Source organism: Microcoleus sp. PH2017_05_CCC_O_A (genome assembly GCF_020738785.1).
Lineage (GTDB): Bacteria > Cyanobacteriota > Cyanobacteriia > Cyanobacteriales > Microcoleaceae > Microcoleus.
The window spans coordinates 1-22190 of the sequence record NZ_JAEQCB010000180.1 but is presented as its reverse complement, the minus strand read 5'-3'; the positions used below and the strand labels follow the sequence as shown (position 1 = coordinate 22190).

Below are 22190 nucleotides of genomic sequence, written 5' to 3'. Positions count from 1 at the left end.
ACGAAGGGAGCATCTAATTTTGATAAAAAGCATTTTTTATACCATTGCTAAGGCAGCGGAAACTATGATATAGCGATTCTCAAGCGTGGTGAGGTATGCCCTATTTGGCCGATGCCCGATGCCCGATGCCAATGAGTACCTCATATTTTTGAGAAAGGCTATAGTTTATATTGTAATTAACGATCGAGAATTGGGATTGACACTCTCAGGTCTAAAGACACGCTCGATTCTGCGGACAAAGTAGGCTTGGGTAATACCCAAAGTCTAACTCTCGCTACGGTCGTCAAAGACCGTCTACCCAGTTGGTTTAAGTCTATACCTAACTTACTGGCTACTTTTTTTTTTTTTTGAGAATGTTGGCAGCACCATTTAAGTCTGCATTTACAATCCTGCCATTTGCTGACCGATATAGTCCACGTTTAATTCGTTTTCCAGACGCTTTCCACCCAGATGGTTTTTCACCATATTTGGGTAGGGAGTCACCATCTAGAAAACTAGCATTCGATGTATACGCTTCTTCGGTTTCCACAAATCTGATGCCGTGCAAATCGCACAGTTCTTTTAACCTATTTTTCAGCTTTCCCAAAGGCATTTGAACAAACTTTTGGTTGTTCACTTTACCGAGATTACTATTATATTTGAAACCTTCATTCCACCCAATTATCAGTGTACCAATTCCATTTTTCAGGCAATGGTTAACAATTAACAAAGCAGATTTGTTAACACCGTCGCGCATTTGGTGATTGCGCTTGCGAGTTACACGGTCTAGCCAATTATCCCAATAACCTTCTGGCTTTCCTTCTTTTCTAGTTGCTACTTTCTTGTTCCACAATTGATTCATCGCTTTCATGGCACGAGCATCAATTAAGAAAGAGTTTCCTAGTGTATCGACACAAGCTGCTAAATTATCAGCAGTTCCCAAATCAATTGATAACGCTTGACCGATGTCCAGATTGTGTTGTTTTTTTTCTACTTCGTAGGACATTTCTAGGTAAAAAGCACCATTTTTCGGGAGAATCGTAAACTCTTTAACCTGAGAAAAATTAAGATTTGACGGCATAGGTAGAAAGAATTCAGGAATTCCAAACCATCGCCTCACTGTTAAACCCAAGGAAAATTTCAACTGATTGCCAACAAGTTTCGGTCTTAACCCTCCCGAATTAGGATAAGCTACTTTGAACAATTTAGAACCTTTCAGGTATCCCGGTGGCTTGGGATTAAAATGCAATTGACCTTTGATGTACAAATCTCTTAATTCTTTAAAAGATTTGAATGCTTCTGTGACCGACATTAATGTTTGTTGCATTGGTGTTGATGGCAACGACTTAGCAACCATTGATTTTGAAACTGACGATTCAATAGACAAGTCAAACTTTCCAGTCAACAGTTTTCCGGTCTTGAAAAAAGTTTGACGAGCCAAGTAAACGCCACTGTTATATAGTTTACCTGATTGTTGACAGAGATACTCCAACAATGCTTGAAGTTCCCTGTTAGGAGACAGCAATACTTGCTGAACTCCCATTGTTTTTTTGGCTTTAGTCACCTCTCTTTCCCTATCATACTGGTTGATTTTTCTAGTCTAGGCGAGTATAGTCGATATATCAAGCCGTATCAACATAAAAGACCCACACCATTCGGCTAATTAAGAAAGAAAGAACACGGGGACTGAAGTCCCCTGCTTCGCTTTCCTCTCAGGACTAAAGTCTCTGAGTTTCCCGCATCCCGTATTATTTTTACGAGGAATCGATCGCCAGAAATTGGGATTTAAGAATACATACTTTGTTTTCCTATTTTTCCGGCTAAGATTGCTGCACTTTCCCCATGCCCAATTTCTCAGACTCTAAACTGTCGTGATGTCTTTCTCTTTCGATGCCAGAACATCTTCTATTTTGGCAATGTACTTGTCCGTCAGTTTTTGAATTTTATCTTGCAAGTCTCGCGATTCATCTTTAGAGATATCGCTGCTTTTTTCTTGCTTGCGAATCGAGTCAACGGCATCGCGACGGATATTGCGAATTGCGATTTTACCTTCTTCGGCAAACTTCGAGGCCATTTTGACGAATTCTTGGCGTCTTTCGCTTGTAAGCGGTGGAATGTTCAAGCGAATTACTGAACCGTCGTTGTTAGGTACGAGGCCTACATCGGACAGGGAAATTGCTTTTTCGATTGAGGTAAGCGCTGTGCGATCGAACGGTTGAATGTTGATCGTTGTCGCATCCGGGGTTCCGATATTGGCAAGGGATTTGATCGGAGTTGGAGCTCCGTAATAATCTACCATGACTCGATCGAGCAGGGAGGCGTTGGCGCGTCCCGTCCTGATAGTATTAAAAGACCGTTGAGTAGCCTCAACTGCCTTTTGCATATGATCTTCTGCTTCAGCTAACTTCACAAAATCCTCCGACAAGAGTTCCAATAGATTCTCCCATTACGGCTCGGTAGATGTTGCCCGATACCGAGAGGTCAAATACCATAATAGGAATATTATTTTCTTTGCACAGGGCGATCGCGGTACTGTCCATCACCCGCAAGTCTTGGTTCAAGACGTGGGCGTAGGTGAGGGTTTGATACCTGCGTGCGTCTGGGTTGACGTGGGGGTCAGAATCGTACACCCCATCTACCTTCGTCGCTTTAAAAATCACCTCTGCATCAATTTCAGCCGCCCGCAAAGCGGCTGTAGTATCAGTAGTAAAGAAAGGATTACCAGAACCGGCACCAAAAATCACTACCCGTTTTTTTTCCAAGTGACGAATGGCGCGCCGCCGAATGTAGGGTTCAGCTACTTCTTGCATGGCGATCGCCGATTGTACCCTTGTTGGCACTCCTGCTTGTTCCAGTGCATCCTGCAAAGTGATAGCATTCATTACCGTAGCAATCATGCCCACATAGTCGGCTGTTGCCCGATCCATCCCTGCCGAAGCAGCTTTCACGCCACGAAAAATATTGCCGCCGCCGACAACGATCGCGATTTGAATCCCTTCGGAAACGACTTTCGCCACTTCCTGGGCGATCGACCCAACGACTACCGGATCGATACCGTAGCCCAAGCTACCCATCAGCGCTTCACCGCTGAGCTTCAGCAAAACCCGCTGATAAACCATCCCCATGCCGCCACTATTTTTTACTCTTTTGTCTCCACCATAAGATAGCAGCACGGGTGCATTTTGAACATCAATTGGCTGGAACAGGCTTTTGAGCTTGTTCCAGAACACCTGGGTGAGAACTCTCGACTAAATTTATTCCTTGGGATCGAAATCAAGAGCAGCAGAATTCATGCAATAACGTTGACCGGTTGGCTTAGGCCCATCGTTGAATACGTGGCCGAGATGAGCGTCACAAACAGCACACAGTACCTCAGTACGGCGCATGAACAAGGCATTATCCGCCTCATTCCTGACATTTTCTTCTTTAATGGGAGCGTAGAAACTCGGCCAACCGGTACCGGAATCGTATTTTGTTTCTGATTCAAATAGCTCTGTGCCGCAGCAAATACACTTATAAATTCCCGGCTTTTTGTTGTCGTGATATTCGCCGCTAAAAGCTCTTTCTGTTCCCTTTTTTCTGGTGACTTTGAACTGTTCTGGCGTTAGTTGCTGTTGCCATTCGGCATCGGTTTTCTTAACTTTGTCTGTCATGATTTATTGACTGTTGACTGTTGACTGTTGACTGTTGACTGTTGACTGTTGACTGTTGACTGTTGACTGTTGACTGTTGACTGTTGACTGTTGACTGTTGACTGTATATATAGCAACGACTAAGGTAGTTAGGACGTTATTAATTGCTAAAACCATTGATTTTATTGCATCTTCACATCTATCTTCTTCCTTCGGCTATAGCTAGTTAACTCATACCAATTTAATGGGTCGTTGCATAGAATCCGATCCCCCTAAATCCCCCTTAAGAAGGGGGACTTTGAGAAGAATCTTGTCCCCCCCTTATTAAGGGGGGTTAGGGGGGATCTGATTCGGGAGCCACCTCATAAAAAATTGGTATCATGCCTCCATTAATATTAACCTAATTGGCTCCAAATGAACATACCAGGGAAAAGGATTGTCTTTAATCGCCCGCCACTTTTCCTTGAAAACTTCAGCTTGCAAGTGATAATCTTGGGAATCGTGGGGAGGCGAGTGCAACTTGAGATATAATGTCACCCGGTGGGGAGTTTCCACGGTTGAGGCGATCCAACAAGCAAATGTATTTTCGCGATCGCGCGCGGCGCTAACAAAACTGATTTGATGAGCCCGAATTCCTACAGAAACTAGAGATTTGGGAATTGGTTCGGCGACAGTCAGATCGCAGCGCCAGTCGATCGCCTCCACGACAGTTTCGGAGATCGGTTTAGCAGCACAGAAGTTCTTACAGCCAGTCAACTGGGCGACGGTGAAGTTGCGCGGGCGATCGAAAATGTTCTGTTTGGTATCAAAGGCGATCGCACTTCCATCAGCCAAAACCAACAGATTCTCGCACACCCGGTAAACCTCCTCTAAATTGTGACTGACAAACAAAGTAATGCCTCGATAATTAGCCAAAGCCTGCATTAACTCCCGTTCCAGTTGACTCCGCAAGTGCGTGTCCAAAGCCGAAAACGGTTCGTCTAACAGCAGCAAATCTGGCGAACTCGCGATCGCCCTCGCCAAAGCCACCCGCTGCTGCTGGCCACCCGAAAGTTCCTGCGGATAGCGATTTTCAAGTCCCGACATTTGCACCGAAATTAATTGTTCTTTGACTCGAAGTTGTTGCTCGCTTGTAGATAAATGCTGCAAGCCAAAGGCAATATTTTCAGCCACAGTCAAGTGCGGAAACAAAGCATAGTTTTGAAACAAAAAACCGATACGGCGGTCTTTGGAAGGCACATCAATGCCCTGTACTGAGTCAAATAAAACCTTACCATTGACTGCAATTTTACCGCTAGTTGGAGTTTCCAAACCGGCGATGCAGCGCAGAGTCATGCTCTTGCCAGAACCCGACGCGCCCAAAATTCCCAGCACTTCCTGCCCGATATCGAAACCGACATTTAAGGCAAAGCCAGAAAGAGGTTTAAAGATGTTTAGAAAAAGTCCACTTTGCGATTGTTTTGTTGGGTATTTTGGGGTAAGATTTGGTGCATTTTTGGGAATATGAGATTGCCGTTTATATGGCAATCCTAAATAAGTTGTGGGATGGGCATCTTGCCCGTCCCATTTATATCCCAATCCTAAATGAGTTGTGGGATGGGCATCTTGCCCGTCCAGAATTGTGGGATGGGCATCTTGCCCGTCCCGAGGATAAGCCTGAACCAGTTTTGTGGCTGACTTAGGATTAGTATAGTGGGGATTTGGTTGGGGAGATTTTTTTTGTAAATCAGTCCAATAATTAACAGCAGTAAGCACGCTTAAAGCCAGACTAAGAATAATCAAAACCCAAATAGCAGCTTGCCTCATATCCCCAGCTTCCACAGCAAAATAAATTGCCATCGGGATAGTTTGAGTTTGTCCGGGAATATTCCCAGCTAACATCAAAGTCGCGCCAAATTCACCCAAAGCGCGGGCAAATGCGAGAATAGTTCCTGCTAAAATTCCCGGCCAGGCTAGAGGTAGCATAATCCGCCAAAAAACTGTCCATTCGGAGGCGCCTAAAGTGCGGGCTGCGTTGAGAAGATTGGCATCAATTTGCTCAAAAGATCCCAAAGCAGTTTTGTACATCAGGGGAAATGATACGACTGTGGCTGTAATGACGGCGGCTTGCCAAGTGAAGAGGATTGTTAAGTCGAATTTTAGCAACAATTGACCGATCGCGCCATTTCTCCCAAACAGCAGCAGCAACAAGAATCCGACTACTGTGGGCGGCAAAACTAAGGGAGAGATGAAAATGCCTTCAATTAAGGCTTTACCTCGGATGCGAGTTGAAAGCATCCAGCGGGCGGCGGCGATTCCGAGAAAGAATGTAAGAAATGTGGCGATGGCGGATGCTTTTAGGGATATCCACAATGGAGATAAGTCGAATTCCATATTTGGGATTAATAAAACCGGGCGGTTGAAACCGCGTCTATACAGACAAAACCCACCTCCGTGGGTTGAAGAACAGGAGATTAAAATTATGTTATTTTATTCAGTCCGCGGAGGCGGACTTCGTTTGTGTAGACGCGGTTTCAACCGCCGTCTTAATCTTAGCTAATTAACGAGCTAAACCGAATCCATATTTCTGAAATACTATTTTAGCGCGATCGCCCGCCAAGAACTCAACAAACGTTTTTGCGGCAGCGGGATGGCGGCTGTTTCTGATAACTGCTAGGGGATAGACAATGGGCGAGTGCAAATTTGCGGCGGCCGTTAGCTGTACAGTTACTTTGTCGGATGTTTTGGCGTCAGTGGCGTAGACTATGCCAGCATGAACATTTCCGCTTTCGACAAATGTCAGCACTTGGCGGACGTTATTTCCTAGCACTAATTTTGGCTTAATTTGCTGCCACAATCCTAGTTTAGTTAGCATTTCTTGGGCGTATTGTCCGACGGGGACGCTGTTGGGTTCGCCGATCGCAATTTTCTTGATTTTAACATCTGTCAACTGTTTAAAATCGGTCAAAACAGCGCTATTTTTGGGTGCAATCAATACCAGGCGATTTGTCAGGAGGTTTCGTCGTGTCTGGTTGAGGAGCAAATTAGCTTGCTGCAAAGCATCCATTTGTTTGGTAGCGGCGCTAAAAAATACATCTACTGGGGCTCCTTGCTGAATTTGCTGGGCTAGGGCGCCGGAAGCACCAAAATTATAGGTAATATTAACATTGGGATTGCTGCTTTGATATACTGTTTTGATTTCTGTTAAGGCTGTCGAAAGACTGATAGCAGCGGATATGGTTAAAGATGTGCGCTGCTGCGTTGTGGCTGGAGTGCAACTAATCAGTAGTGCGATCGCCACCATTCCTGCGATAATTAAATTGAGAATATGTGTATTTTTTGAGTTCATGGGAAATAGAAGACCCGGCGGTTGAAGACCCGGCGGTTGAAGACCCGGCGGTTGAAACCGCGTCGATACATACAAAACCCGCCTCCGCGGGTTGAAGAGCAAGCGGTTAAAATATGTTATCTTCTTCAGTCCGCGGAGGCGGACATTGTTTGTGTAGACGCGGTTTCAACCGCCGTCTATGTTTGTGTAGGAGCGGTTTCAACCGCCGTCTATGTTTGACTTTCTGGCGGTTTCAACCGCCGTCTATTCCCGCCATTTGAGGGCACAACCGATCGCCTCTGTACTCGAAGGTTCTATCGGTTGGTCATTCAGCAATTGGTCGATCGCACTTCGCAAATAAGAAAATTGCACCGCTTCTGAATTGTCGGCATTGTCGTCTATTAAACCTTTATAGCGCAATCTGCCGTCTTGGTCTAACAAAAAAACCTCCGGCGTATGAGAAGCCCCAAAACTTTCAGCCACATCTTGAGCCATATCTCGGATGTACGGGAAGTTGAGTTGATTGTTGGCTGCAAAAATTTTCATATTTTCAAAATTTTCGTCGGGATGCTGGTTGGCATCATTAGCATTAATCCCGATTAAAGTAACGTCTCTATCTTGAAAATCTGCTTGCAGTTGTTTGAGGCGATTGAGATACAACTGGACGCAGGGAGACTGATTGCACAAAAATATCACCGCTATCGCTCGAAATTTTTCTAAATATCGAGATAAATGGTGAACGTCTTCGTCAACTCCCGGAAGTTCAAAATCGGGAGCGTAGCCGTTAATGGGAGTACCTGTTGTTTCGCTGATTAAACTCATTTTTTCAGGATGTGAGGAGCAGTATTTTCTAAGATGAAAGATGAAAGGATCGGTGCGAATCTAATAGGTTATTTTTGGACTTTACCTTAATTATAGCCTGACTAACAGCCTATTTGAATTCGGACTTGGCGATTTATTCCTCGTCTTGCTTTAGCCAACCTTTCGCCAGAGCTTGATATCCAATCATTTTGTATGTTAGTTTGGCGGCGGTAAATTCTGAGACTACAGAATCTACAACAGGTGCTAATTCCATGATGTCACAGCCGATGACTTCGTAGGACTCGAATAACCGGCGTAAAAATCCGGTGAGCGAATACCAATTTAACCCACCTGGTTCCGGCGTGCCAACTCCTGGTATTAATGTCGGATCGATGCCGTCTAGGTCGATCGTCAAAAATACTCGTTTGGTTGTTATGCTAGCAATTGCGCGATCGGCCCAATCCGGTTGATTAGCTATTTCCCGAGCTCGAAACACGTTTAGCTGTTTGGCTTTAATCAAGTCGGCTTCTTCTTTGCAGATAGCGCGAATCCCGATTTGCAGTGTCGGTAAGCCCATATCGACAACCCGCCGCATCACGCAGGCGTGGTTGTGAATCGAGCCTTCGTATTCGTGCCGCAAGTCGCCGTGGGCGTCTATTTGCACGACTGTGAAGGGTTCGTCGGGGTATCCTTGGCGGTAGCCTTCGACAACGCCGGCGGTGATGCTGTGTTCGCCTCCGAGGGAGATGACAAACTTATTTTCGGTAATTAGCTGGTGCACGGTTTGTTGCGTGACTTGCAGCATTTCTAGGGATGATACTGGTTGCTGGTTGCGGGTATCGGCGATCGGCAATGCGGTATAAATACCAACATCGTAGCAAACTTCGCGATCGAGTTCTTCGTCGTAGCATTCGAGCTGGTGAGAAGCTTCTAGCAGTTTAGCCGGCCCGTTTTCGCACCCCCGCCGATAGGTGGTTGTTGCTTCGTAGGGAATTGGTAAAATAACTACTTTGGCTGTGTCGTAGTCGGGTACAATTTCGGAACCGAGAAAGGGTACGACAGAAGTTGAGATGATCGTTGGCATAGGGGAAGTTTGAATAAGGCAAAAAATGCAGCATCTTTAATCCTGACATAATAGCGGCTCTAACTACAAAGGAAGGAGAAAGAGGATTTAACCGCAGAGGGCGCAGAGGGCGCAGAGGGAGGAGGGAAGGAAGGTTTGCGTATATTTCCGTGGTTGCCTCGAATTGCGATACGGTTGGTAGTAAGGACTTTAGTCCTTTGCACCCTTAAATTTTCACTTTTTTACCTATATGACTTCTTCTACGTTAACTGCTGCCCGGCCTCAAACCTGGATGTGGAAAGGCTTTCCGATTTGCTATCAGGCTGCGGGTTCCCAGGGCCCTGCGGTGGTGTTTGTCCATGGTTTCGGCGCGTCTTGGGGCCACTGGCGCAAGAATTTACCGGCGTTGGCTGCTGATTGTCGTTGTTTTGCGATCGATCTTATCGGTTTTGGCGGTTCTGCGAAACCCGCACCCAAGCTGGAGATTGATTATACTTTTGAGACTTGGGGACAGTTGATTGCTGATTTTTGTCGGGAAGTTGCGGGCGGGCCTGCTTTTTTGGTGGGAAATTCGATCGGCTGCGTAGCAATTATGCAAGCCGCTGTCGATTTTCCAGATATCGCCATTGGTGTAATTTTACTCAATTGTTCCCTGCGCTTGTTGCACGATCGCAAACGCGCCGAAATGCCTTGGTATCGCAGTTTTGGAGCGCCAATAGCACAAAAGATTTTAAATGTCAAATGGATTAGTCAATTATTTTTCAAACAATTAGCAACGCCGAATACAGTCAAAAAAGTGCTTTTGCAAGCCTATCACCGTCCCGAAGCTGTCAGCGACGAACTTGTAGAAATCTTGTTGAAACCAGCGCGAGACAACGGCGCAGTGGATGTATTTGTAGCATTTATCAGCTATTCTCAAGGCCCCTTACCGGAGGATTTGTTACCGCGTTTGAACTGTCCTGCTTTGATTATATGGGGCGCAAAAGACCCTTGGGAGCCGATCGCCCTCGGGCGAGAATTAGCCAAGTTTCCGGCTGTAGAAAAGTTTATTCCGCTGGAGGGCGTAGGCCATTGTCCCCAGGATGAAGCCCCGGAATTAGTGAATCCGATTTTACTCGAATGGATTAAACAATTGACAGTTGACAGTTGATAGTTGACAGTTGAAGTTTCTACTCGTTACCAGGCTGGAGCCTGGTAATGCTGATGGGGATAGCAATAGTATTGCTAAAATTTCATCTATTAATATTTTAGTCAACCTCAATACCGCAACATCTTAACAATGAGTCCCAAAATAAGGGTTTTAGCTCATGTTCTTGAAACGCTTGAGGCGAAATGTAGTTAAGATTGGTTAAATAATATACAAACGAGTCAGAATTTTTATCATCATCTTCTCGCTCAATGTGATAACGTATGGTGCAACATTTTAGCGTATTAGGAAGATAGTTTTTTTTAGGATCGATCAAATAATACTTACCATCTTCTTCCCATGTACAGTGCATTGCTTTTAGGCGTATTAAATATTTAGTGATTTGCTTTTTAGTACCCACCAACGGAAAACTTGCTAAAGGGACTGTAAGCGTATCGCGAGTAAGCCCTGGCATTTTTAATGATTTTTTGAAACGAGCGGGCGAGACTTAAAGATTGAAAAAATAGTCATCCCTATAGCCATCAAGGGTTTGAGATACTAGATTAGATCTAAAACTGTCCTTCGTATTGCTCCTTTGACTTTATCAAATTTTGCAATTGCAATTTTAACATACAGGCAATCAGGAAAAAAGAGTCATTGTGAAAATTGTCAATAGTTCTCAGGATATTTCTTTGAGCGAGGGCGATCGTATTTTTGAGCGCTTCCATCGCGGCTACTTCACTCAGATCCAAAAAATAGCAGGATCGGGATTGAGACTAAGCCTAGCATGGGAAATCGCAAGGGCCCACGGTGGCGATATTCAACTAGATACTGCTATCCTCGGTCAAACAGCGTTTATACTGAGCTTACCTGTGGGCGATCGCTATTAACGGAACTTGAAAATTTTTAAGAAGACTTATCTGGAAATACATCTGCGTTTATCTGCGTTTATCTGCGGTTTCGGGAGCGATAGAAGATTTATACAATAAGTCTAAGGGTTAAGGATATTGTCCCTTCTCGCTCGTGCGATCGAGCCTGTTTTGCAGCCTCTGGTACGAGCATTCCATCCAGTTGACGAGCTAAACATCTCTCCAGTAGTTTACCCAGTGCTGTCATTGTACCAGATCTGCCTGATAAAGGCTATACTCGATTTCTTACCAATTACTTGCATTTTTATTAATTTCTCAGTTATCAATAAAACTTTTCGGTATGGACAACTTGAGCATCGACACTAAAACCCGCACCGTCAAGCTAGCTTCCGAGTGCATAGACCTAAACAAAGAAGAGTATATCGTGCTGCTGCTGTTGAGCAAACACTACGGCAAATATGTCGCACCGACAGCGATTTTTAATGTGTTGTACAAGCGTCCCCCAACAGGTGACGAAGAGAAAATAATAGTCGATCGCATTTTTGAACTCAAGAGAAAGTTAAAAGACAACGGCGACACATCCATGCTAATTCATACCGAACCAAACGGGAGTGGCAAATATGGAATTCTCGCAGTAGAAAGTCCCGTGCAAATCAACGGCGAGATTTTGCAGCCGCCGGAACCCAACCCAGAATCAGAACAACTTTTAAACAATCGGTACCGGGTAATTGAGAAGTTGGGAGAAGGAGGTTTTGGCTTAACATTGTTGGCCGAAGACACGCAAATGCCTTCGCACCGGTGTTGCGTCATTAAGCAGCTTAAGCCGCAGACAAATAATCCTGATATCGATCAAAGTGTTCGAGAGCGTTTCTCTCAAGAAGCTGCTGTTTTGGAAAAGTTGGGCGAAGGGCATTCTCAAATCCCCAAACTTTACGGGCACTTTGAGGAAAACGGTTTATTTTTCTTGGCGCTGGAATGGATAGACGGGGAAACGCTTAACAACCGAGTCAAAGTTGTTGGAAGAATGAACGAGGAGGAAGTTAAAAAAATCCTGACAAGTCTGCTAATAGTTTTGGATTATATACACGAAAAACAGATTATCCACCGAGATATTAAACCCCAAAATATTATATTACGCAAGTCTGACGACGAACCAGTTTTGATAGATTTCGGCGTAGTTAAGGAAACAATTAATCAAGGGATAACTGCTGGGTTAAATGATGTAACAATCTCCATTGGAACGCCCCAATTTATGGCTCCGGAACAAGCCGCTGGGAGACCCGAATATTCGAGCGATTTATACAGTTTGGGATTGACGGCAATTTATTTACTAACTGGAAAGTGGCCCCAGGATTTAGAAACTGACCCCCAAACTCGGGAGATGCTTTGGCAGAATCATTCATCAAAGGTGAGTGTGAGATTTGCCGCAGTTCTGGATAAAGCGATTAGATTTCACCCCCGAAGTCGGTTCGCTAATGCTAAGGAAATGTTAGCAGCTTTGGAGGAGCCAACAGTGGCTACTTTGGCGAGCAGTCACGAGCAAGATAACTCTCAAAAAAGCAGTAACAAAAGCTGGCTTATTTATGTATTTTTGATATTTTTAATTGCTTTAGGTGCGGGTGCTTTTGTCTTCAAAAAAGAGTTGATAAGTATCCTCAAAGATGCTGTACACTTAGCTGAGAGAAGTCTGAATCCTAGCGATTCTCAATTGCCCTCTTTGCCTGGGGTGACACCGGAAAATGCCGAAACTTCCTCGCCTGTAGATGCCAGCAGTTACATCAGTGCGGGCGATCGCATTTTGTTCGCTAGCACGGCAAATCCTGACAAGCAAGCAGGAGTTCGCGCGATCGCCAGCGGTGACTTCAAAACGGCGGTAAGTCAGCTAGAAGCGGCTGTAAAAGTCGATCGCACAGACGCGGAAACTTTAATTTATCTCAATAACGCTCGACTCGGTACTGCACAAGCTTTGAAAATTGCCGCAGTAGTTCCGATTGGCGACAATCTCAGCGGGGCGGCGGAAATCTTGCGCGGGATAGCTCAAGCTCAAGACGAAGCAATTAAGGCGGGAGTGCCTTTAAAGGTGGTTATTGCTGATGACGGTAACGATGAAAATCGGGCGAAGGCTATTGCGAACAGTCTGATTGCAGATAGCAGTATTTTAGCGGTTGTCGGTCACGGCACCAGCAAAACTTCGATCGCAGTTGCTCCAATTTACAGTCAAAATCAAATGGTGGCGATCGCACCTACGAGCACGAGCATTGAATTAGCAACGGTTCCGAGGCGCCCTGACGGAGTAAACTATTTCTTTCGGACGATACCGAGCGACCAATTTACAGGTACGGCTTTAGCTCGCTATATGTTAACTGGTATGAAAAAAAGCACGGCTGCGGTTTTTTACAATTCCAAAAGTTCTTATAGCAAGTCTCTGCAAACAGCTTTTTCTACTACTTTGATTCTGGAAGGCGGTCAAGTTGTTAAAGAAGTAGATTTATCTGAGCCAAATTCGGCGACGCACATCGATGGGATGGAAGCAGATGTGTTAGTTTTCCTACCAGATTCAGATACTGTAAATTCATTCCTGGAAATCGCTAAAAATAATCAAAAAGGTTTGCCAATAATTGGCGGTGATGCTCTATACAATACGGATTTATTGAAACAGGGTGGAGCAGCTTTGAACGGGGCTATAATTTCTGTACCTTGGCATTTTGCTGATAGTAAAAATCAAAAATTTGTAGAATTAGCTAGAAATTTGTGGGGAATTGATGTTAGCTGGCGGACGGCGATGAGTTACGATGCGGTGCAGGTGTTGCGGATGGGAAGGTCGATCGGCAAAATTGCTCCGAATAGCGGTCAAGCGGGGCGAGTGATGCTGGCTAAAGCCTTAGCTGCTGAGGATTTCAAAGTTAGCGGTGCAACGGGGGAAATTAGATTTTTGTCGAGTGGCGATCGCAATAGCAAAGTAGTTCTTTTGCAAATTGTACCCGATTCTAAATCTGGTGCAGGTTACGATTTTGCGCCAGTCGATCGGTAGATTGCAGATTTTAGCTTACTCCCGGCATTTAGAGCGGATGTTGCTAGAAGAGGTGCTTAGGGATGTGGAGAGGGGTAGAGGCGATCGCTCCCTACTCCATCATAGACCAATACGGTTTACTTAACGCTTTTGATGAATTTCATCTGACGATTTTTGGATTATAAAGAGGTGAAGTAGATATTAAGAATATTTTACCGCAGAGAACACAGAGAACACAGAGAGGGGAGGGATAAAAGGTTTTTTTACGACATCCAAAACCCTCGCAATACTCTTCCCTCTGCGCCAAAAGCGCCCCAATACGGTTCAAAACTCTTCTCTTGATGGAGTGGATTGTATTGCAATACGGTTTACTTAATGCTTTTGATGAATTTCATCTGACGATTTTCTGGCAATATAGCCATTTTGGGCAAGTCAGATTTTTCTTAAGTAAACCCTACTCCATCATAGACCTGTTTAGGATTAATGCTCTTGCCGATAAGTACAGCAAAATACCATTACAAAGATGCCAAAGAAAATGAGTGCCCGTTGAAAAGTAAGGACAAATTGCGCGATCGACAGTTCGGAATAAAAGGGCTAACAAGAATACCCCCGATGCTGCTAATAGAACAAATGGCTCACGCTTTTGCTGTTGGTAGTGATATAGTCCAAGCCCTAGTAATACTAAAAAAGTAGGAGCATAAGAAAGAGAACCGTTGAGTACATTTGTAAATTGATTGCTGAAGTTGCTTGCAAATAAAAATCCTACTAGCAATCCTCCTGCATATCCATATTTCATTCTAACTACTTGACGGCTATATAACCATAAAAAAACAAGCTGAAAGAGCACAATAGGAATCATATCTAGCAATCCTGCCCATTCTGTCGCAAATGTATGAAATAGGGTACTTCCAATACCTATACTGGTGGCTAAACTAATCAATATCCAAATACCAGTCGGTACTTTTTGCTGTTGCCGAGTCAATTGAAAAATAGCCCATGCTGCAATGAAAAAAGAAATATTAGATACAGCATTTAGTGGTTCACTCCATAAACCAGGAATAATACGTTCGCAGTAAAGATCGATGTAATCATTCATGTCATGTCACTGTTTTGAGAGTATAATAGACCTGTTCCATAATTCTTGTGGAAAGTAGGGATTAGGCGGAACGCCTGCCCTTGAGTGGCTCTTTAGGAGATGTCTAATTCAGACTACAGTACAATCGTTAAATTGAACAAAAAACCTGTCTCAAATTTAATGAATTCTCCATTTTATCCCGATCGCCGTTTTTTCAAATACCGAGTAGCCTTGCTAATAAGCATTGCTGTGATTATCCCTTTAGGTTACGCAGTCAGGTTTTCTCGCGGCCCTGCACCGGAATGGTTCAACGATTTTTTCGGGGCCGTAGCTTATGAAATATTTTGGATTTTGCTAACAGTTTTTTTGTGGCCGCAAGCTTCCCTCGTTTGGGTTGCTATAGGAGTGTGTATTGCTATCTGCGGATTGGAGTTTCTGCAACTGTGGCAACCTCCGTTTTTACAAGCAGCTAGAGCTACTTTACCGGGACGATTGGTATTGGGAAACTCCTTTACTTGGTGGGATTTTCCGTCTTATTTTATCGGTAGTTTTTTGGGTTGGGTGTGGGTGCGGTGGCTGAGGCGATCGAACCATTGTCAATAAGCCTTTCATAAACGGGCAAGATGCCCGTTCCACAATAAAATCTAATTTTTGTGGAACAGGCATCTTGCCTGTTGCTGATATTAGTGCAAAAATATCTCCGTTCACAAAGACTTAAAGCCCTCCGCCAGACTGAGTTTTTTGACTCAACCAATCCTTACCCAATCTGATTGTCACATCCGACTGCAAAGAACCGGTACTCTCAACCAGCACCTCTCCAAAACCCAAAGACTGGCGAATCGCTTCAGCACTTTTAATGTCCCCGTCTTGAGCTACAATCGTCGTTACATCTAGCGGTTCAGGCCAAGCTTTAGAAACTTGCACATTTCGATAGCCTGCCCGAGTTAAAGTCTTGGCAAAATCTTCAACAGCCGATCGATCGCCCGTACTGTCTTGAATCGCCACCTTCAGAAAAGTCGAATCAGCATTCTCGATTGTCCAAGTATTTTGACCGAAGTCAAAATGCTTTGCTACCAGAGTTTCGATGCCATTTTGGTCTGGCAACCAAAAACTTGCCTTGTAGTCCTTAGGATCGCTGAATTTGCCCGGAACCATCAACATCTGCACTCCAGCGCGATCGGTTTGAGTAGCAAAACCAGCCAAAGCCACCAATTCTTCTATACTCAAATTAGTATCAAGGTGAGACTGAATCACCGATAAAATCTTCGGCAACCGAGAGAGCAAACCAACATTAACTTGCTCTTCCACAAAAGCCCGCATCAACAATTGCTGGCGCTGTACCCGCCCGATATCCCCTAAATCGTCATGTCGGTAAAGCAAATAGTGTACGATTTGTTCGCCATTCAGACGTTGTTTGCCAGCCTTTAAATCTATATATAAATGCTGACTTTCATCGGTATACTTCATGTCTTTAGGGACATTAATCGTAATCCCGCCCAGGGCATCTACCAAACTTTTGATGCCTTGAATATTGACTGTGACATAGCGATCGATTCCCACGCCGCCCAGCAGTCCGCTCACTGACTTCGCTGAAGAAGCAGGGCCGCCGTAGTAATTAGCTTCGTTGATTTTCACGACACCCCTACCTTCGACATAGGTGCGGGTGTCTCGCGGAATGGAAAGCACGCTTATTTTTTTATTTTGAGGGTCAAACCTCACCAACAGCATAGTATCGGTTAACCCCTTAAAAGAGTTTTGCCAGACATCGTATCCCTTGTCTTTATCGGGATGGCCTTCGAGGTCTGAACTCAGAACCTTAAGTCCTAGAACTAAAATATTAACTGGGCGAGTCAGCTCCGGCATCTTCATGTTGAGCTTTGCCATGTCGCCTTGAGAAAACACCGCCGCTTCTTCAGGGCTCAACTTTTGTTGCTGAAGCGGCGTTGTGGAAAGGGAGACGGCTAGCAGCGCTCCGGCTGTGGCTGAGAGCATGGCTACTCCAGCCAAACCAAAACCAAAACCCAGCCAACGGCCTCGATGCGGTTGGTGCGATTTTTTGGTTGAAGGTTGAGCGGTTGATTGTTTGATAGGGTCTTGATTAGGAGTTTTTTGAGCGGGCATCGGCTTCCTCACACACAACAAAAATAAAAAAGATCGTGACAATATGTAGTATCAAGCTGAAAACGCAGTCAATCAATACGGTAGGGGCTTAAAAGAACCCTAAATTATGATAAATGTTTGCCGACCACTTGCTCGGCTACGCGGCTAATTCCGGGCAACCATAGCGGTTGACGCTTCCAGAGGCGAACCATCAGTCCCAGGGCAACGATAAAATAGCTAGTTGTCAGCAGGCTACTCATTAATAACATGGTAAGTGTCGAAGATTCCGCAGAAATCGCTCCAGCTTCTAAAAGAATATGTCCTAAGAGCCAGCTAAATGCAAGGGCAATTGCCAATCGGCTGACGGCTTTGCGCTCGGGGCTGCCCTGACGGCGGTAAAGATTCCACAGGGCGGGGAAAAAGCCGATGACTGGGATCATTAGTACAAACAGACTTGCCCGATCGAGTTCGGGATTGTCTAAGGGATCTTTATTTTTCATAATTCGCTACTGAAAATTTGTAGAAGGTCTAGTTTTGCACACAAGTTATTTGTTAGAGGCAAAATTTATATCCTAAACCAAAATTCGGAGAGCAGGGCAGGTTTTGCACAAAGATTGTCTCTTAGAGGCAAAATTTGGCCGCTAAACCTGCCTTTACCTATTATTGACAACTTTTCGACCTGGAGAGCCGCATTTTGATAAACTGGATACAGCACAGGAGACAGGAGAACAGACTTAGCCATGACCAAATCCCAAAAATCGATCGTTATTTCTCCATCAATATTATCAGCCGATTTTAGCCGTCTTGGAGAAGAGATTCAGGCTGTCGATCGCGCTGGCGCCGACTGGATTCACGTAGATGTGATGGACGGTCGCTTTGTACCTAATATTACGATCGGGCCGCTGATTGTCGAAGCAATTCGCCCGGTTACTACCAAGCCCCTGGATGTCCACCTGATGATTGTGGAGCCGGAGAAGTACGTGGAGGACTTCGCTAAGGCTGGTGCTGACATTATTTCGGTGCACGCCGAACACAATGCTTCGCCTCACTTGCACCGCACCCTGGGTCAAATTCGGGAATTGGGCAAAATGGCTGGTGTGGTTTTGAATCCTTCGACACCGCTGGAGTTGATCGAGCACGTGCTGGAACTTTGCGATTTGGTGCTGATTATGAGCGTCAACCCGGGCTTTGGCGGTCAAAGTTTTATTCCGACTGTTGTGCCGAAAATCCGCAAGTTGCGCCAAATGTGCGACGAGAGAGGTCTCGATCCTTGGATTGAGGTGGATGGTGGTTTGAAGGTGGATAATACTTGGCAGGTGTTGGAAGCGGGCGCAAATGCGATCGTAGCTGGTTCTGCGGTATTTAAGGCGAAGGATTATGCTGGTGCGATCGAGGGTATCCGCAACAGCAAGCGTCCGACTCCACAGTTGGCGGCTGTCTAATTAAAAATGCGATCGCGTCCGATAAATTGCTAATAGACTTTTCCGAAAATTATCGCTTCACAGGCATCTGTGAAGCGATAATTATTTGAGATATTTAAACGTCTGTTGATGTCGAATATTGAGCCGACATTATCAGTCCTAAAAGTATCAAGATCTAAGCCGCAACGTCAGGTTAACGGTATCCTTCACAAAGCCAGGAACTAGCCAACTAAAAAGCGATCGTTTAATCTCTTTAATAACCTCCGCATCCGTCACCGTAAAGATCCGATAGAGATCGAACACGACAAGACATTGTAATTTATACACTTTCCCTGTTTGCCAAAGTCTGTCATAACTTTAAAAAAATGGTATTATCACTCATATTTTTAACTTTGAGAGCAATTTTATTTGAAAAAGTGTTTAAAGAATTACTACCTCATTTTCGACAAAAATGGTTGATGAGAAAATCGAGACCATTACCAGATAGCGTACAATTTGCCTTAAAAAACTTTTAAAATATCTGGATAGCTGACGGCTCAACATTAGAAGCATTATTTCGTAAACTAGAAAGTTTATCAGATTTTCCAATTGGTCAATTATCCGGAAAAATGGGAGTAATCGTAGACCTAGTAACTCATCTTCCCGAAGAAATTTGTTTTTGGGAAAATCCGAAACAAGCAGATACTCATGTTCGAGGAAGATTTCCTAAAAACAGTTAAGCCAAAAATCTTGCTGTATGGTAGGAGGCTTCTATCACTTCGCTTTTTGGAAAAAATTAATCGAGCAAGAAATTGGATTTATTACTCGGATTAAGAAAGGTGCATCTTATCAGGTCGAGCGGGTATTAACCAATACTTATGATGTCAAAAACCAGATAATTTAGATAGGTGCAGGGGCCCTGGGGGTAAAACCCTATGAAAAATAGATACTGCGTTGGCGAAGCCTGCCCGTTGGCGAAGCCGCCCTGAAAGGGCTAGGGCTTATGCTTCGTTCCTCTCTTCGGACAATTTTAAGTAAACCGTATTGGACTATAAGATTAGTACAAGTTCGCTCAAAGAAATCCTGGCGTTCTTATCTAACAAGTGTCCGAGAACCTAAAATATTACCCCCCTATGTAGTGGCAGATTTGTATCAAAGACGCTGGCGAATTGAAGATATATTTTGTACAGTAAAGAGACTTTTAAATTTAAGTTATTTATGGACAGGTTTGCTCAACGGAATCCAGATTTAAATCTGGGCTAGTTGGCTATTTTATGCGGTTTTGATAGACTTAGGGGATGCCGTTGACCTCTCAACGTACCTTCTACAGTTGCTTCTAAAACAAAACCGTTTTATTGGCTCTACAACCCCTATTCATTTTGTTTGCTCCTGAATATAATTTGAATTAAGCCGATCGCACTTTTAGCACTCCCCGGTCAAAAACCCGCTTGTCAGTACCGATCGCACTGACAAACATCCGGTCTTCATAGACATCAAACGTCGCAAAACTCAGGCGGCTAGCAGAAAACTCCGTCCACTCAGAACGCCCCACCGGACGAGTCCCTCCGCCAGCACCGCAAATTAAATAAGTCGTACCGTCAATCGAGCGGGTGCGTTCGTAACTGTGTTCGTGTCCGTTGATATAAAGCTGCACGCCGTATTTTTGAAACAAAGGCGTCAAAGTCTTAATAAAAGGTTGATTCAATCCATACACGCCAGAGGAATAAATCTGGTGGTGACCGAACACAACTTTCCAGGGTGCAGTGCTTTGGCTTAACTCTTTCTCCAGCCAAACAAGCTGATTTTTCCAGTCAGCATTGTCATTGGTATCTAATGCAAAAAACTGTACCGGATCGCGCCGAAAAGTATAGTAGCGACCTTGCATATTAAAACCCGGATATTTAACTTGCTGGTCGCCGTTAGCAGTGCGAATGTCGTGATTTCCCAAACAAGCATAAAATTTAACGCCTTGCTGCAATAACGGCTGATAAGGTTTCTCAAAAACAGCATTAATTTTTTCAATTTCGCCGTTATTGTAGATATTATCGCCGGCGAGAACAGCTATGTTAAAAGGATTTTCCCGGTGATATTGCGCCATCGCCTCAGCCACAGCATACTGACCTTCAGCGCCGGTACCGGTGTCGGCCAGCGAAATAAAGCGTAAAATAGGCGGTGAGGCCGGCAATGGGACGATCGCCCTTTGGGCCTCAAGGTTAGAAGGCACAGCAGCATTGGCGTCTTTACCCCAGGAAGTCCGAAGCTGAAGCATTTTCGAGACTCCGGCCAAACCTAGGGCGCTCAGACTGCCTAAAATTAGAAAGTGACGGCGTTTGATGCTCATGAGAAATTTGGGTAGAACTAATGAAATGATAAATTAAGGATGAGATGGCTCACCTAAAATTTATCCTGTTTAGATATATTTGTAACGCTCCAAGGCAGATAAAATGTCAGAAGAACCACTAAACCAACCAACTCCAGAACCGTTTGAATCTCCGACACCGGAGGTAGATTCCCCAGCAAAGTCGGCCGCGACTCGCACCACAGCTAAAAATGCTAGCAGTTCTGTTCCCACAAATGAGAAAATCAAAGCTTTGATGACCTCGATTGGGAATTTGGGAAAAGGGGGAAAAAAATTAGCAGCAGAACCTCCTTTGCAGCCCCAAAAGCCCGCACCAACTGCTTCCAACTCAGCAACAACTCCTCCTCCGCCTGCGAAAGTTAACAGCGTTCCCCCGCCAAAAGCTGGGGTAAAATTCGCTAAAAAGCCTGTATCTAAACCCGCGGGCGGCAGTTTTTTAGGGAAAGTCGGCGTACTTTGGCAAAGTATTGTGCGGTTAGTTCGATCGTTCCTACCTGCATCTGCGAACGCCAAGCTGTCCGATCCAATTTTAAACGCCTCCTTAGCTGCAATTCTCATCGTTGCGATCGGTTTAACTTTCAACAGTTTCTCGGCAAAACCGCCCCAGAAATTAGCAAAAGCGCCTATCCCAGCAGCACAGCTATCCCCAACCTTTGACGATTTTGTGGCGCCGGGAACAGCGAAATCCCCAGAGGCGATCGCAAATTCTCAGCCTACACCCGCTAATTTTAAAAGCAAATTGCCCGATTTAGCAGCGCCGAAAAAACCGGAACCTGTAGAAATTCTCCCGCCGCCACCACTGACGCCGGAACAGTCTCTGATTGCGGCGATTCAAAATCAAGTTGCTGAAATTACTAATCGACTGGGCGGCGGTTTAGTTAAGTCTGTTGATGCTGATTTCTCGATCGGTCTTTTGACTGTCAAAGTCGCTGAAGATTGGTACAAACTCAGCGATGTAGAGCAAAATCAGCTCGCCAGTCAAATGTGGAAAGAAGCTAACTCACTGGATTTCAGCAAATTACAAATTGCAAATCTGGAAGGTAAGTTAATAGCGAGAAGTCCGGTTGTTGGCTCGGAGATGATTATTTTAGAAAGAGGAATTAATAAAGTTTAAATTCGGGAGCATCTCCTTTTTACAAATCTATTCGTAGGGGCGAAGCATTTCGGCAGTAAATCTCTGATTCTGGTTCATAAATTATGTGCCGAAATGCTTCGCCCTTGCCACAATGAGATGCACCGTTAAATTCTCTGTATCTGCAAACAGTCAGATCCATCTGAAAGTCCAGGACGCAGCATCAAATTAGCTAGGTTTGTAGTGAGGACTTCAGTCCTCATCAAATGAGAGAAGACTGAAGTCCTCACTACGAACCTTAAAAAGTTGATTTACACCAGAGATTAAATTAATTAATTTTGAGAAAAATTGAAAAATGACAATTTTAACTCAAGTCCAACAAGTAGAAATTAAATAT

Annotated in this window: 22 protein-coding genes and 1 pseudogene; 8 read left to right on the top strand and 15 right to left on the bottom strand. The window is 44.6% G+C overall.

Annotation, left to right across the window (positions count from 1 at the left end):
* Positions 1–331 precede the first annotated feature (331 nt).
* The 9 genes from JGK20_RS29720 to speB form a co-directional block, all read right to left on the bottom strand.
* Positions 332–1543: a transposase gene (locus JGK20_RS29720; RefSeq protein WP_293212435.1), complete on the bottom strand. Its 1212-nt coding sequence runs from the start codon at positions 1541–1543 to the stop codon at positions 332–334.
* A 297-nt stretch (positions 1544–1840) separates the two neighbouring features.
* Entirely contained in the window at positions 1841–2389 is a 549-nt protein-coding gene (gene frr, locus JGK20_RS29715) for a ribosome recycling factor (protein WP_293233159.1), read from the bottom strand.
* Complete coding sequence (pyrH, locus tag JGK20_RS29710; RefSeq protein ID WP_293156721.1) at positions 2376–3104, bottom strand: UMP kinase; 729 nt, start codon at positions 3102–3104, stop codon at positions 2376–2378. The genes frr and pyrH overlap by 14 nt, the downstream gene beginning before the upstream one ends.
* 129 nt (positions 3105–3233) lie before the next feature.
* Positions 3234–3632 (bottom strand): peptide-methionine (R)-S-oxide reductase MsrB, encoded by a 399-nt coding sequence (msrB, locus tag JGK20_RS29705; protein ID WP_293175510.1) that lies wholly within the window; start codon positions 3630–3632, stop codon positions 3234–3236.
* 3 nt (positions 3633–3635) lie between these two features.
* Positions 3636–3788, bottom strand: coding sequence for a hypothetical protein (locus JGK20_RS29700; protein WP_293233157.1), 153 nt, complete (start codon positions 3786–3788; stop codon positions 3636–3638).
* Positions 3789–3989: 201 nt separating this feature from the next.
* Positions 3990–5984: a molybdate ABC transporter permease subunit gene (modB, locus tag JGK20_RS29695; protein WP_293212437.1), complete on the bottom strand. Its 1995-nt coding sequence runs from the start codon at positions 5982–5984 to the stop codon at positions 3990–3992.
* Between the two features lie 166 nt (positions 5985–6150).
* Positions 6151–6939 carry a molybdate ABC transporter substrate-binding protein gene (gene modA / locus JGK20_RS29690; protein WP_366039655.1) on the bottom strand — a complete coding sequence of 263 codons (789 nt, stop codon included), beginning with the start codon at positions 6937–6939 and terminating at the stop codon, positions 6151–6153.
* 243 nt (positions 6940–7182) lie between these two features.
* On the bottom strand, positions 7183–7740 hold the full coding sequence (locus tag JGK20_RS29685; RefSeq protein WP_293175514.1) for a thioredoxin family protein: 558 nt from the start codon (positions 7738–7740) through the stop codon (positions 7183–7185).
* A 133-nt stretch (positions 7741–7873) separates the two neighbouring features.
* Complete coding sequence (gene speB / locus JGK20_RS29680) at positions 7874–8803, bottom strand: agmatinase (RefSeq protein WP_293175516.1); 930 nt, start codon at positions 8801–8803, stop codon at positions 7874–7876.
* A gap of 229 nt (positions 8804–9032) precedes the next feature.
* Here speB and JGK20_RS29675 point away from each other — a divergent pair, with 229 nt between their 5' ends.
* Positions 9033–9932 (top strand): alpha/beta fold hydrolase, encoded by a 900-nt coding sequence (locus JGK20_RS29675; RefSeq protein WP_293207531.1) that lies wholly within the window; start codon positions 9033–9035, stop codon positions 9930–9932.
* 97 nt (positions 9933–10029) lie between these two features.
* Here the strand turns inward: JGK20_RS29675 and JGK20_RS29670 are convergent, their stop codons facing one another.
* On the bottom strand, positions 10030–10383 hold the full coding sequence (locus JGK20_RS29670; RefSeq protein WP_293233155.1) for a hypothetical protein: 354 nt from the start codon (positions 10381–10383) through the stop codon (positions 10030–10032).
* 181 nt (positions 10384–10564) lie between these two features.
* Between JGK20_RS29670 and JGK20_RS29665 the strand changes: the two genes are divergently transcribed.
* The gene (locus JGK20_RS29665; protein ID WP_325315812.1) at positions 10565–10798 is read left to right on the top strand and encodes an ATP-binding protein; all 234 of its coding nucleotides are present in this window, start codon (positions 10565–10567) and stop codon (positions 10796–10798) included.
* Between the two features lie 88 nt (positions 10799–10886).
* On the opposite strand, the gene JGK20_RS29660 is transcribed toward JGK20_RS29665, so the two are convergent.
* On the bottom strand, positions 10887–11024 hold the full coding sequence (locus tag JGK20_RS29660) for a hypothetical protein (protein ID WP_293175524.1): 138 nt from the start codon (positions 11022–11024) through the stop codon (positions 10887–10889).
* A 93-nt stretch (positions 11025–11117) separates the two neighbouring features.
* Here JGK20_RS29660 and JGK20_RS29655 point away from each other — a divergent pair, with 93 nt between their 5' ends.
* A complete protein-coding gene (locus tag JGK20_RS29655; RefSeq protein ID WP_293191567.1) occupies positions 11118–13808 on the top strand; it encodes an ABC transporter substrate-binding protein in 2691 nt (896 codons plus the stop codon).
* 433 nt (positions 13809–14241) lie between these two features.
* Here JGK20_RS29655 and JGK20_RS29650 read toward each other — a convergent pair whose 3' ends face one another.
* Positions 14242–14883: a ceramidase domain-containing protein gene (locus JGK20_RS29650; RefSeq protein ID WP_293175528.1), complete on the bottom strand. Its 642-nt coding sequence runs from the start codon at positions 14881–14883 to the stop codon at positions 14242–14244.
* A gap of 159 nt (positions 14884–15042) precedes the next feature.
* Here JGK20_RS29650 and JGK20_RS29645 point away from each other — a divergent pair, with 159 nt between their 5' ends.
* Entirely contained in the window at positions 15043–15465 is a 423-nt protein-coding gene (locus JGK20_RS29645; RefSeq protein ID WP_293175530.1) for a DUF2809 domain-containing protein, read from the top strand.
* A gap of 111 nt (positions 15466–15576) precedes the next feature.
* Here JGK20_RS29645 and JGK20_RS29640 read toward each other — a convergent pair whose 3' ends face one another.
* Together JGK20_RS29640 and JGK20_RS29635 are read right to left on the bottom strand one after the other, a co-directional pair.
* Positions 15577–16983 carry an LCP family protein gene (locus JGK20_RS29640; RefSeq protein ID WP_293175532.1) on the bottom strand — a complete coding sequence of 469 codons (1407 nt, stop codon included), beginning with the start codon at positions 16981–16983 and terminating at the stop codon, positions 15577–15579.
* Between the two features lie 104 nt (positions 16984–17087).
* Entirely contained in the window at positions 17088–17462 is a 375-nt protein-coding gene (locus JGK20_RS29635; RefSeq protein ID WP_293156757.1) for a hypothetical protein, read from the bottom strand.
* 240 nt (positions 17463–17702) lie between these two features.
* Between JGK20_RS29635 and rpe the strand changes: the two genes are divergently transcribed.
* The 3 genes and pseudogenes from rpe to JGK20_RS29620 all read left to right on the top strand — a co-directional run.
* Complete coding sequence (gene rpe, locus JGK20_RS29630; RefSeq protein WP_293175534.1) at positions 17703–18404, top strand: ribulose-phosphate 3-epimerase; 702 nt, start codon at positions 17703–17705, stop codon at positions 18402–18404.
* A 715-nt stretch (positions 18405–19119) separates the two neighbouring features.
* Complete coding sequence (locus JGK20_RS29625; RefSeq protein WP_293233153.1) at positions 19120–19266, top strand: hypothetical protein; 147 nt, start codon at positions 19120–19122, stop codon at positions 19264–19266.
* Between the two features lie 144 nt (positions 19267–19410).
* Positions 19411–19611: pseudogene (locus JGK20_RS29620) on the top strand (transposase); the annotation flags it as partial.
* A gap of 156 nt (positions 19612–19767) precedes the next feature.
* Here the strand turns inward: JGK20_RS29620 and JGK20_RS29615 are convergent.
* A complete protein-coding gene (locus JGK20_RS29615; protein WP_293233151.1) occupies positions 19768–20703 on the bottom strand; it encodes a metallophosphoesterase in 936 nt (311 codons plus the stop codon).
* Positions 20704–20806: 103 nt separating this feature from the next.
* Here JGK20_RS29615 and JGK20_RS29610 point away from each other — a divergent pair, with 103 nt between their 5' ends.
* Positions 20807–21835 carry a hypothetical protein gene (locus JGK20_RS29610; protein ID WP_293175540.1) on the top strand — a complete coding sequence of 343 codons (1029 nt, stop codon included), beginning with the start codon at positions 20807–20809 and terminating at the stop codon, positions 21833–21835.
* Positions 21836–22190 lie beyond the last annotated feature (355 nt).